The following is an 11,504-nucleotide window of genomic DNA, read 5'->3' as shown; positions in this document are numbered from 1 at the left end:
CGGCCGATGTCGCGGCAGGAGTTGGCGGAGGCGGTCAACGCGTACGCCTACGAGCACGTGGGGCGTCGTGTCAACGTTGATGCCCGTTACGTTGGCAAGCTGGAACGCGGTGAGCACCGGTGGCCGTTCGAGCCCTGCCGCACCGCGTTGCGGCAGGTGCTGGGCAAGGCCACCAACGCCGAGCTCGGGTTCTTCGTCATCCACGGACACGCCAAAGACCCGGAGGTGCACGTGGCCCCACCGACGCCCTCCGACATGCCTGCCCCTGCGCCCGATGACACCGGTGGTGTGGCAGCGTCAGGCAGGGTGGTCGGGGACGATGGTAATGGGCTGGTCGTTCCCGGCGGTGCGACGGTGCGGGTGAGTCTGACCGTCGAGGCGGCGCAGGTCAGGGGGGTGCGTGACGAGGGCCCTGCCGGACGTGTCGCTGTCCTGGCAGGGCCGGTCGAAGTGCTCATCGAACCAACCGACCCCGCGACCATCCTCGCCCCCGTACCGGCCCGTTCGAGCGAGGCGGTCGAGGGGTCCCAGGCGCGCCGGCCGGCGGAGGGGCGGCGGCAGCGATGATGGGTGTACAGGTCGCCTGGCTCCGCCGCGACGCCCGAAACGCCTTGAGCCCGTCTCGACGTCGTACCGAGCCAATCAGGATCACGCCGCAGGGGGCGGACGAGGAACGGAGCGGCCTTGGTCAACACCTGGTCGAGTGGCATGCCGCTGCCGGGCTCACGCAGATACAACTCGCCAAGGCCGTCTGCTACTCCCGCAGCTCGGTGGCCAACGCCGAGAGCAGCCGGGAGATGAGCACCCGTCGCCTCTGGCAGAGTGCCGACCGGACGGTCGGCCGCGTCGTCGCACGACGACGCGGACGTGACCCCCACCGTTCATCCTCAGGTGGCGGCGGGGGCGGCGGTCGTGATCATGGTTGACGGTGAGCGCGCCGGGCCCGTCCGCGTCCTCCTGACCACGATGCCTGACGACGGTCCCGGACTCTCGGCCCTGCCGTTGACCTCGGGTAGTGGGGCGTGGGTGTATGCACTCGCTGACGGGCGCGGGCGGGTCTGATGGGGCAGCGGCCGGCGGAGTTGAGGCCGTACGCGTCCGCGCGTCACTTTCTCGGAGCGGAGTTGCGGTGCTGGCGGCAGCAGCGCGGGCTGTCGTTGGCACGGCTCGCGGCGCTGGTGTACGTGAGCCCGGACCTTCTCGGCAAGATCGAGAAGGCGGAGCGGACGGCTAGCCTGGATGTCCTGGCCCGCTGTGACGAGGCGTTGGGGACAGGCGGAGCGCTCGGCCGACTGCGGCGCTTCGTGGACCACCAAAAGACAGCGCAGCCACGAACGGATGGGGCGGCGACGATGTCGGCCCGGTTCAGGGTGGTCCCAGAGATTGTGGCTATCGACTCCGACATTACGCCTGAAGTAAACAACGACGGTCAGCCGCGGTGGTAAGCACTTCCGCTGGCACCCATCCGCGACGCGCGACTCGGCGCGCGGGACCACGCAGCGAATTCACGATCTGCGGCGGGAGCGGGACGGCTCAGTCGGGGCCGTGGCGTGGGCCGCCAGCGGCCGTTGTGGACCCCCAGAGCGTGAGGACCTCCAGCAACGTGCCGGAGTCCCGCCAGGGCATCGACGCGGCGAAGAAGTTCGAGGGACGCAAGCGGCATATTGCTCCCTGCCGTCGTGCAGCGAGGATAGGCTGACGGCAACCGGAGGGGAGGCCCTCGCCGTGATCCCCACACTGATCCTGTTCGGTCTCCTGCTCGGACGCTGGTGGCGGACGTCGCTCATCGTCGCCGCAGTGGGCTGGCCGCTCCTACTGGTCGCCGGGGACGGGACGACGGTCGGGCCGGCGTTGATCGGCGCGTCCGGGCTCGCGGTGGCCAACACCGCCGTCGGCGTGCTGGTGCATCAGGGCATCCTGCGGATGATCCGGGCGACCCGGTCCTGAGCGGTGTCACCGTGCGGTGCGCTCGGCGAGCTGCTTGAGGTTCAGGAGTTGCCGGCGGGCCATCACCAGGTCGCCGAGGCAGAGCCCGAGCGCGACCAGCCGGTTCGTCCGCATGGCGACCTTGAGCAGCAGGCGTGTGGTGTCCTCCCCCACGGGAACGAGGACGTAGGACATGACGGCGCCCATGATCTCCCCGGTCAGCTGCCTTCCGGGGTCGACCGCGAGGATCCGGCCCTGCCGGCGCCCGCCCACGGCGGTGAAGGGTTCTCCCACCGTCGGCTCGGGTAGGCCGGCCAGTTGTCGAGGTGAACGTCGGCCGAGGTTGTCGATCCAGTCGTACGAGTACGGCGCGAGCCGCACCTGGGCGACCCACGGCCACACCACCGTCGCGGGCGCGTCGACCCGTACCCCGCGCCACGCCCGCAACGTGGGTGCGGCGACGAAGTCGTCACACGGGTAGGAGCGCGAGACGTCCTCGTCGGTCACGCCCCACCGGTCACCCAGCACGTGCCTGCCTCCCCGCTCGGGCCAGCACCAGCGTGGTACGCAGGGCCAGCACGACGGTGCCGCCGAACTCGTCGACGACTCGGCCGAGGGAGGTGATCGCGCGTTGTTGCTGTGCCGGCGGCCGGGAGAGGTACGGCCCGAAGGTGCGCACCAGGCCGAGGTACTGCTCCTTGTCCAACCGCAGGTCACGCCCGAAGACCTCCCGGCGTACGTCGTCGAACTGCCCCCGGTCGACGATGTCCTGGTAGAACCAGTCCACGGGGCGTTCCCGGACGGTCGGGTCGACGGCGTGCAGCGCGGATCGGATCGCTGCCCCCTGTGCGGCGTCGGCGTAGCCGTAGCGATGCCCGAAGACTGCCAGTGTGCCGCCGGGTGCGAGTGCTCTCCGGGCCTGTGTGTTCCGGGTGGCCGGGGCCAGCCAGTGCCAGGCCATGGCACAGGCGAGCACGCCCACCCCGCCGGCCGGCGGTGACCACCGTTCGAACGTGGTGGTGTGGATGCGGGCGTCCGGGAAACGCCGGGCGAGCGAGGCCGCCATCCGGGGATCGGGCTCGATGCAGGTCAGGGGCGCCCCGATGCGGGCGAGGACGTCGGTGCCCTTGCCCGTGCCGGCGCCGACCTCGACCACGGACGTCGGCGTACTGCCATGGTGGGCGAGGATCGCGTCGGCGATCTCGGGTGGGTATCCCGGCCGGACGCTCTCGTACAGGTCCGCTATCGGCCCGAAGGTGTCCATCGCCCCGTACGCTCACACCCTCTCTCAGCCGGCGGGCGTGCCAGGGGCCGGATACCGCTGGCGACGCGTGATCGTCTCCGGCGAGAGGCTGCTGCCGCGCCGCAGCCTCTCGGGTGGCCAGCGGCAAGGCTCTGACCGGGCGGGGGCACGCCCCGGACCCGCGCCTCCTTCGGGTCCCTGCCGACGGTCCGGTGCGCGACGGGTGCTCCGCAGCGGTCAGGTCGCGCCGGCCAGCGGTGGAGCGGGAGCCGTGGTCCGGCTCAGAACAGGGTCAAGGGTTCGACCGGTTCCGGCTCGGGCAGGGGCGGCAGGTCGGGCACCTGGGCCCGTACCTCGTCGTGGAAGCGGCGGGCGAGCACCGGGGCGTCGGCGTTGTCCGGGGTGTGCACGAAGACGGTGGGGGAGCGGCCCTCGCGCAGCCAGTCGACGCAGACGTCGATCCAGTGCTGCCAGCCCGCGACGGTCCGGGCGGTGTCGTCGCGCCCGAGGTAGCGCACGATCGGCCGGTCGGTCAGCGCGTGGGTCCGCAGCGGCGTACGGGGCTTCTTGGTCCAGGCGTCCCGTTCCGCGTCGCTGGTCGGCCGGTCCTGGAAGAGGGCGGTGGTGTCGAACGGGATCCACTCGGCGGTCGCGTCGGCGAGCACCCCTTCGAGCAGCCGCGTCGAGGGGGCGTCGGTGAAGAACGCCGGATGGCGGACCTCCACGGCGCAGCGGTACGTGTCGGGCAGCCGGCGCAGGAACCGGGCGAGCACGGGGACGTCGGCGGGGGCGAACGACCCGGGCAGTTGGACCCAGAGGGCGTGCGCGCGGGGCCCGAGCGGCTCGATCGCCGTCAGGAAGGCGGCCAGCGGCTCGGCCACGTCGCCGAGCCGGCGTTCGTGCGTGACGACCTTGGGCAGTTTGAGCACGAACCGGAAGTCGGGGTCGGTCTGCGCGGCCCAGGTCGCCACGGTCTCCCGGCTCGGGGTGGCGTAGAAGGTCGTGTTCCCCTCGACCGCGTCGCACCAGCCCGCGTAGTGCCGCAGCCGCTCGCCGGCCGGCAGCGGGTGGGCCAGCAGCCGCCCCTGCCAGGACTTGTGCGTCCACATCGCGCAGCCCACGTGCAACCGCCGCACCTCGCCCCCTCCCACCGACCGGGCATCCGGCGCGCCCGCCCCCGGCCGGCGTCCACCGGGCCGCCGACCGCGCCGGACGTACGGTATCCGGCCGTCCCCGTCCGGGCGTCGTGCGGCCCCGCCCCCGTTTCCGCGTCGCGCGCCCCGTCGCCGAACCGGCCTCGCGGCCCCGCGCCAGCCGGTACGGCGGTATCGGTCGATCCGTCGGCGGTGTCTGCTGTGTACCGCCGGTGTCCGACAGGTCCGTCCGAGGTGGATTGCGTGCCGTTCGTCGGTGGAAGGGTCGGCCGCAGGGGTCCGGAAATTCCCTCGCCTAACCGGGTTGACCTGCATAAACGCTCGGGTGCGCCGAGGGTGTCCCATGATGCGGTACGTGGATTTTGGCCCCTTGTGCTGCGTACCGACGGAGGTCATTATGAGTTCGTTCCGGCCTGCGGTATTAAAACTTCACTCGGTCCGGTGTGTAACCGCAGGTCGTTGTGTGTGTCGGGATTCCGGCACACACGGGACAACAGTTTGGCCGCGACTGTTTTACGGGCAGGTTTCTGGTACGTCAATTCTGCGTGCCGGGGCGAGCGGGGTGGGGGATGGTCTTGACGGTGCTCAACCAGGACGTGCCGACCGCGCCGGGCAGTCGCCCATGAGCGGTGCGCCCGCCGGCGAGTGGCTGATCTTGGCTGGTCAGTGGCTCGGTCCGGGCCGGGCGTGACGACCGGCGAGCCGACGACGACGCGGTCGCGGAAGCTGCACGATCATGAATCGGCCCACCCCTTTCGGGGTGATGTCGAACCGGCGGTGTGGCCGGGAATTTCGTGGACGACGGTGTCCTCCCTTTTGTCGCTGCCGACCTCGTGCGGCGGGCTCGGCGTGCGCCGGTCCGGCGGGTGACGGTAAGCGCCGGAAATGACCGTAGGTGAGGGCCGGGCCCTCTGAACCGGAGCGGCCACCGCATTCGTACGTGGTGCGCGTACAGGAGATCAACGGATGAGTGGAATAGTCGGCTGGATCGACTTTCGTCGTGACATCGGTACCCGGTCGGACATTCTGGAGGCGATGACCGGGACCATGCGGCACCGTGGCCCGGACAGCGCCGGGGTGTGGCTGTCGGCACACGCCGGGCTCGGGTACCGGGGCCTGGACACCGGGGCGGTCGAGGACGGCGGACTGCTGGCCCGACTGGACCTCGGCGACGCGGCCGTCGCGCTCGTCGTGGCCGGGCCGATCTACAACACCGGGGAACTGCGCCGCGAGGTCGAGTCGGCGGGCGGCACCCCCCGCTCCGGCGCGACCTGCGAACTCCTGCTCCAGGCGTACCTGCTCTGGGGGGACCGGTTCGTCGAACGGCTCGACGGGATGTTCACCGTCGCCGTCTGGGACGGCCGGACCCGCCGGCTGCTGCTCGCCCGGGACCGGCTCGGCCTCAAGCCGCTCTACTACCACGGGTACGCCGGCGGGGTGGTCTTCGCCACCGAGCCCAAGGGCATCCTGGCGAACCCGCGCTTCACCCCCCGACTGGACCTGTCCGCGCTGCCGATCGTGCTCCAGCCGCGCCTCACCATGCCCGGGGAGACCCCGCTGGTGGGCCTGCGCGAGGTGGCCCCGGCCGCGATCGTCACCTGCTCCGACGCCGGGATCACCACCCGCCGGTACTGGGAGCTGACCAGCGCGCCGCACCACGAGTCCTTCGACAAGACGGCGGCGCACCTGCGGGAACTCCTGGAGGACGTGGTCGGCCGGCAGCTCGCCACCGGCGTCCCCGGCGGCGCGATGCTCTCCGGCGGGGTCGACTCCACCTCGATCGCGGCGCTGGCGACCCAGCTCCTGCGCCGCAGCGGCCGGCAGCTCGACACCTACTGCGTCGAGTTCGCCAGCGACCCGGCGCACTTCACCCCGACCGAGCTCCGGCCGGACGTGGACGCGCCGTACGCGGCGGCGGCGGCCGAGTTCATCGGCACCCGGCACCACACCCTCACCGCGAGCGTGGCCGACCTGCTGGCCGCCATCCCGGCCACCCGCCGCGCCCGCGACCTGCCCGGCTGGGGCCAGTTCGACGCCTCGATGTACCTGATCTTCCAGCAGATGCGCGAGCGCAGCGTGGTCGCCCTGACCGGGGAGGCGGCCGACGAGTTCCTCGGCGGGTACCCGTACTTCTTCAAGGCGGACCGGGTCGGGCGCGACACCTTCCCCTGGATCGGCGACGGCCCCCGGCTGGTCGACTACCTCTCCCCGGAGCTGCGCGACGTCGTCCGCCCCGAGCAGGACGAACGGGACCGGTACCACGAGCTGCTCGCCCGGGTGCCGAAGCTGCCCGGCGAGGACCCGGCGGACGCCCGGATGCGGGAGGTCTTCTACCTCGGCATGTCCGGGCCGCTCGCGGTGATCCTGGACCGCAAGGAACGCATGAGCATGGCCCACGGCCTGGAGGTCCGGGTCCCGTTCTGCGACCACCGGCTGGTCGAGTACCTGTGGAACGTGCCCTGGTCGATGAAGTCGACCGGCGGGGTGAAGGGGCTGCTCAAGGCGGCGATGGCCGACCTGCTCCCGGCGGGCACCCGCAACCGGCGCAAGAGCGCCTACCCGCACGTGCAAAGCCCGCAGTACGACGAGTCCCTGATCCGGGAGGCGACCTGGATCGCCAACGACCCGGCGTCCCCCGTCGGCTGGATGTTCGACACCGCCCGGCTCAACGACCTCATCGGGCAGATCGCCGCCGACCAGCTCAGCTCCGAGCTGCCCGGCGGCGCCAGCCCCGCCCACCTGCTCATCCAGCTCGTGGAGATGCGGGCCTGGATCGAGGAGAACGGTGTGGCGGTCCGATGACGACCCGGTGCGGCCCCCGCGTACCGCGCGTGACCCACCCGGCAGAAAGGTAGGCAGTCCCATGCTCGAACTGGTCCCCCTCGCCGAGGGCGTCGGCACCGAGATCCGTGGGATCGATGTCACCGGCGACATCTCCGACCGCGAGTTCGACCGCATCCACCAGGCGTGGATGGACACCGCCGTGCTGCTCTTCCGCGACCAGAAGATGACCCCGGAGCAGCACATCGCCTTCACCCGCCGGTTCGGCGAGGTGTTCGCCTACACCCGCTCCCAGTTCAACGACGTCGAGTACCCGGAGATCCTGCTGCTGTCCAACCTGACCCGCGACGGCAAGCCGATCGGCTCCGCCTACAGCGGGCGGGTCTGGCACACCGACGGGCACTACCTCACCACCCCGCCGGTCGGCTCGATGCTGTACGCCATCGAGGTGCCCCCGGTCGGCGGCGACACCTGGTACGCCAACATGTACGCCGCCTACGAGGCCCTGCCGCAGCGGGTCAAGGACCGCATCGAGAACCTGCGGGTGGTCATCAGCCGGGTGCAGTCGCGGCCGTACAACTACCCGGACCGGCCCGCCCCCACCGAGCAGGAACGCGCCGAGTGGGTCGACGTGAGCCACCCGGTGGTCCGCCGGCACGACGTCACCGGCCGCAAGACGCTCTACGTCGGCGGCAACGTGCCGTGGCGGATCGAGGGGATGTCCGAGGAGGAGAGCGCCCCGCTGGTCACCTTCCTCCAGGAGTTCTCCGTGCAGCCGCAGTTCACGTACTGCCACAAGTGGCGGCCGGGGGACATCGTGCTCTGGGACAACCGCAGCGCCATGCACCGCGCCACCTACTACGACCACGTGGCGCACCGCCGGCTGCTGCACCGGACCACCATCGCCGCCGGTCGGCCGGCCGCCGCCTGACCATGACGACGTACGACTACATCGTGGTGGGCGCGGGAGCCGCCGGGTGCGTGCTCGCCGGCCGGCTCACCGAGGACCCGTCGGTCAGCGTGCTGCTGCTGGAGTCCGGCCAGGAGCGGCGCAGCCCGCTGCTGTCCATCCCGGCGGCCGAGACGATCCTGATGGGCAACCCGCGCTACGACTGGTGCTTCGACACCGACGCCGACCCGACGCTGAACGGGCGGACCCTGCGCATCCCCCGGGGCCGGCTGCTCGGCGGGTCCAACGCCATCAACGGCATGATCTTCGTCCGGGGCCAGCGGCAGGACTACGACGACTGGGCGGCGCTGGGCAACACCGACTGGTCCTGGGCCGGCGTGCTGCCGTACTTCCGCAGCATGGAACGGGCCGGCGGGATCGGCGGGGAGAGCCGGGGCCAGGACGGGCCGATCGCGGTCGGCCTGCCCCGGGACCGCGACGAACTCTGCGACGCCTTCCTCACCGCCGCGGGACAGGCCGGGTACCCGCAGAACCCGGACTACAACTCCGGCGACCAGGAGGGCTTCGGCTACTACCAGGTCAACCACGAGGGCGGGCGGCGCTCGTCGGCGCTGGGTGGGTACCTCGCGCCGGCCCGCCGCCGCCCCAACCTGACCGTGCTCACCGGCGCGCACGTCGCCCGGCTGCGCTTCGACGGCACCCGCTGCGTCGGGGTGACCTACCGGCACGGCGACGCCGAGCGGCAGGCGACCTGCGGGCGGGAGGTGATCCTCAGCGCCGGAACCGTGCAGTCGCCGCAGTTGCTGGAGCTCTCCGGCATCGGCGCGGCCGAGGTGCTCCGGCGGGCCGGCGTCCCGGTGGTGCACCACCTGCCCGGGGTCGGGGAGAACTTCCGCGACCACTTCGCGGCCCGGCTGCGCTGGCGGGTCCGCAAGCCGATCACCTTCAACGAGCGCTCGCGCGGCCTGCGCCTCGCCGGGGAGGTGCTGCGGTACCTGGGGACCCGGCGGGGGCTGCTCAGCCTCCCCATCGCGCTGGGCCACGGCTTCGTCCGCACCTCCGACGACCTGGACCGGCCGGACGTCCAGTTTCACTTCGCCCCGGCCAGCTACGGCGCGGGCAACACCCGCCGGCTGGACACCCGGCCCGGGATGACCGTCGGGGTCTACCCGCTGCGCCCCGAGTCCAGCGGCTCGATCCACATCCGCTCCGCCGACCCGGCCCAGCCGCCGGCGATCCGGCCCCGGTTCCTGGACACCCCGTACGACCGGACCACGCTGGTGGCGGGGATGCGGATCGCCCGGCGGATCGTCGAGGGCGCGGCGCTGGACGCGTACCGGGAGTTCGAGACCCAGCCCGGCCCGGACGTGCACACCGACGAGGACCTGCTGGCGTACGCGCGGACCAAGGGGGACACCTCCTACCACCCGGTCGGCACCTGCCGGATGGGCGACGACCCGGGCGCGGTGGTCGACCAGCGGCTGCGCGTGCACGGGGTGCACGGCCTGCGGGTGATCGACGCGTCGGTGATGCCCACGATGATCTCGGGCAACACCAACGCGGCCAGCATGATGATCGGCGAGAAGGGCGCGGCGCTGGTCCGCCAGGACCACCGGGCCGGGGTCGCCCCGTGACCGCCGGCCCGCCGTCGCCCGCCCCGGCGGGTGGCCCGTCGTTCGTCGTCGGGCCCGGCGACGCGGCCTTCGTGGTCGCACCCGGCGACGCGGCCTTCGTGGTCGCACCCGGCGACCCGGACAGCCCCGACGTGGCGGACCTGCTGCGCCGCTCCGAGGAGTACGCGCACTCGTTGTACCCGGCGCAGAGCGTGCACATGCTGCCGGTGGACGAGTTGCGCGGGCCCCGGGTGCGGTTCCTGGTGGCCCGCGACGCGGCCGACGGCGGGCTGCTCGGCTGCGGTGCCGTGGCCCGGGTCGACGACACCTACGCCGAGGTGAAACGGATGTTCGTGGCCCCCGGCGCGCGGCGGCGGGGGATCGGGCTGGCGATCCTCGCCGCCCTGGAGGAGTGGGCGCGCGCGGCGGGCGTGCCGCTGGTGCGGCTGGAGACCGGGACGAGCCAACCCGAGGCGGTGGGCCTGTACCGCCGGCTCGGCTACGTCGAGCGGGGACGCTTCGGCGACTACCCCGACGACCCGCTCAGCATCTTCATGGAGAAGGCCCTCGACGGGCCACCGACGGGACAGCGACAGGAACAGGGGACTGGGATGGACACGACGCGGCAGCCGGTGCTGGTGGTGGTCGACGGCTACTCGTCCGGGGCGCGGCTACCCGGGGTGCTGCGGGAACGCGGCTGGCAGTGCGTGCACGTGCTGAGCAGCCCCGACCTGTCGCCGTACTTCCTGCGCACCTTCAACGCCGACGACTACCTGGACCTGGTGACCTTCACCGGGGACGTGGCCGCGACCGTGGCCGAGCTGGCCCGGCACCGGCCGGCGGCGGTGCTGCCCGGCTCGGAGAGCGGGGTGATCGTCGCCGACCTGCTGGCCGACGCCCTCGGCCTGCCCGGCAACAGCCCGGAGAGCAGCCTGGCCCGCCGCGACAAGTACGAGATGCACAACCGGCTGAAGGCGGCCGGGCTGCGCAGCATGGACCACTACCTGGCGCACGACCTCGACGGGCTCGTCGGGTGGGCGGACGCCGGGGCGTGGCCGGTGGTGCTCAAGCCGACCTCCAGCTCCGGCACCGACGCGGTGGTCTTCTGCGCCGACGTCGACGAGCTGACCGTGGCCTTCCACCGCCTGCACGGCGCGACCAACCAGATGGGCGGACGCAACGACGCGGTGCTCGCCCAGCGGTTCCTGACCGGGCAGGAGTACTTCATCAACGGCGTCAGCGGCAACGGCCGGCACGTCGTCACGGAGATCTGGCGGACCGAGAAGATCCGGGTGCCCGGCGGCGGCTGGCTCTACGACCGCAGCGTGCTCTGCGACCCCACCCAGCCGGAGATGAAGGAGATCGTCGAGTACGTGCACGGGGTGCTCGACGCCCTCGGCACCCGGTACGGCGCCCACCACACGGAGCTGATGGTCGCGCCGGACGGGACCCCCACCCTGGTCGAGAGCGCGTCGCGGCTCTCCGGCGGGCTGCACCGGGAGGCCGCCGCGTACGCGGTCGGGGCCAGCATGCTCGACCTGGTCACCAACGTCGTCGTCGAGGGGCCGACCTTCGTCGAGCGGTACGCCGACGCCCAGCCCGGCCACGCGTACCCGCTGTGGCAGGTGCAGTTCATCTCCGCGCAGGAGGGGGTGGTGACCGAGTCGCGCTACAGGGAGCTGCTCGCCACCCTGCGCAGCCGGACCTGGGTGCAGCGGGCGCCGAAGCCCGGTGACCGGGTCAGCCGCACCACCGACCTCTTCAGCAGCCCCGGGATCGTCTTCATGACCCACCCGGACGTCGACGTCCTGGCCGCCGACCACGCCCTCATCCGCGAGTGGGAGCGGGACAACCGCTTCTTCACCATCGCCCCGTGA

10 protein-coding genes and 1 pseudogene are annotated in these 11,504 nt (G+C 72.2%); 8 read left to right on the top strand and 3 right to left on the bottom strand.

Going from position 1 to position 11,504, the window contains the following annotated elements:
- The 4 genes and pseudogenes from AWW66_RS34385 to AWW66_RS13215 all read left to right on the top strand — a co-directional run.
- The coding region (locus AWW66_RS34385) for a helix-turn-helix domain-containing protein (RefSeq protein WP_483819087.1) at positions 1-567 on the top strand (567 nt) is incomplete at its 5' end.
- A gap of 494 nt (positions 568-1,061) precedes the next feature.
- Positions 1,062-1,445, top strand: a complete 384-nt coding sequence (locus AWW66_RS36430) for a helix-turn-helix domain-containing protein (protein ID WP_067364934.1) — start codon at positions 1,062-1,064, stop codon at positions 1,443-1,445.
- A gap of 110 nt (positions 1,446-1,555) precedes the next feature.
- A pseudogene (locus AWW66_RS35295) lies at positions 1,556-1,666 on the top strand (IS5 family transposase); the annotation flags it as partial.
- Between the two features lie 59 nt (positions 1,667-1,725).
- Positions 1,726-1,947, top strand: a complete 222-nt coding sequence (locus tag AWW66_RS13215; protein WP_067364931.1) for a hypothetical protein — start codon at positions 1,726-1,728, stop codon at positions 1,945-1,947.
- A 6-nt stretch (positions 1,948-1,953) separates the two neighbouring features.
- Here the strand turns inward: AWW66_RS13215 and AWW66_RS13210 are convergent, their stop codons facing one another.
- The 3 genes from AWW66_RS13210 to AWW66_RS13200 form a co-directional block, all read right to left on the bottom strand.
- A complete protein-coding gene (locus AWW66_RS13210) occupies positions 1,954-2,454 on the bottom strand; it encodes a polyketide cyclase (RefSeq protein ID WP_067364929.1) in 501 nt (166 codons plus the stop codon).
- Positions 2,444-3,190 carry a class I SAM-dependent methyltransferase gene (locus AWW66_RS13205; protein WP_067364927.1) on the bottom strand — a complete coding sequence of 249 codons (747 nt, stop codon included), beginning with the start codon at positions 3,188-3,190 and terminating at the stop codon, positions 2,444-2,446. The genes AWW66_RS13210 and AWW66_RS13205 overlap by 11 nt, the downstream gene beginning before the upstream one ends.
- A 260-nt stretch (positions 3,191-3,450) precedes the next feature.
- Entirely contained in the window at positions 3,451-4,278 is an 828-nt protein-coding gene (locus AWW66_RS13200) for a DUF72 domain-containing protein (RefSeq protein ID WP_067364926.1), read from the bottom strand.
- A gap of 1,011 nt (positions 4,279-5,289) precedes the next feature.
- Here AWW66_RS13200 and asnB point away from each other — a divergent pair.
- The 4 genes from asnB to AWW66_RS13180 all read left to right on the top strand — a co-directional run bounded on the left by asnB (position 5,290) and on the right by AWW66_RS13180 (position 11,504).
- The gene (asnB, locus tag AWW66_RS13195; protein WP_067364924.1) at positions 5,290-7,125 is read left to right on the top strand and encodes an asparagine synthase (glutamine-hydrolyzing); all 1,836 of its coding nucleotides are present in this window, start codon (positions 5,290-5,292) and stop codon (positions 7,123-7,125) included.
- A gap of 61 nt (positions 7,126-7,186) precedes the next feature.
- Complete coding sequence (locus AWW66_RS13190; RefSeq protein ID WP_067364921.1) at positions 7,187-8,035, top strand: TauD/TfdA dioxygenase family protein; 849 nt, start codon at positions 7,187-7,189, stop codon at positions 8,033-8,035.
- Positions 8,036-8,037: 2 nt separating this feature from the next.
- Positions 8,038-9,648, top strand: coding sequence for a GMC family oxidoreductase (locus AWW66_RS13185; protein WP_067364919.1), 1,611 nt, complete (start codon positions 8,038-8,040; stop codon positions 9,646-9,648).
- On the top strand, positions 9,645-11,504 hold the full coding sequence (locus AWW66_RS13180) for a GNAT family N-acetyltransferase (RefSeq protein ID WP_083978463.1): 1,860 nt from the start codon (positions 9,645-9,647) through the stop codon (positions 11,502-11,504). The genes AWW66_RS13185 and AWW66_RS13180 overlap by 4 nt, the downstream gene beginning before the upstream one ends.

Source organism: Micromonospora rosaria (assembly GCF_001567585.1).
GTDB classification, from domain to species: Bacteria; Actinomycetota; Actinomycetes; order Mycobacteriales; family Micromonosporaceae; genus Micromonospora; species Micromonospora rosaria.
This window is presented reverse-complemented; position numbering and strand designations above follow the sequence as displayed.

Bases quoted from the DNA above. Each gene is read 5' to 3' on its own strand.
- AWW66_RS36430 (WP_067364934.1), top strand. From the start codon at position 1,062: ATGGGGCAGCGGCCGGCGGAGTTGAGGCCGTACGCGTCCGCGCGTCAC.
- AWW66_RS13205 (WP_067364927.1), bottom strand. From the start codon at position 3,190: ATGGACACCTTCGGGCCGATAGCGGACCTGTACGAGAGCGTCCGGCCG.
- AWW66_RS13200 (WP_067364926.1), bottom strand. From the start codon at position 4,278: ATGTGGACGCACAAGTCCTGGCAGGGGCGGCTGCTGGCCCACCCGCTG.
- asnB (WP_067364924.1), top strand. From the start codon at position 5,290: ATGAGTGGAATAGTCGGCTGGATCGACTTTCGTCGTGACATCGGTACC.
- AWW66_RS13190 (WP_067364921.1), top strand. From the start codon at position 7,187: ATGCTCGAACTGGTCCCCCTCGCCGAGGGCGTCGGCACCGAGATCCGT.
- AWW66_RS13185 (WP_067364919.1), top strand. From the start codon at position 8,038: ATGACGACGTACGACTACATCGTGGTGGGCGCGGGAGCCGCCGGGTGC.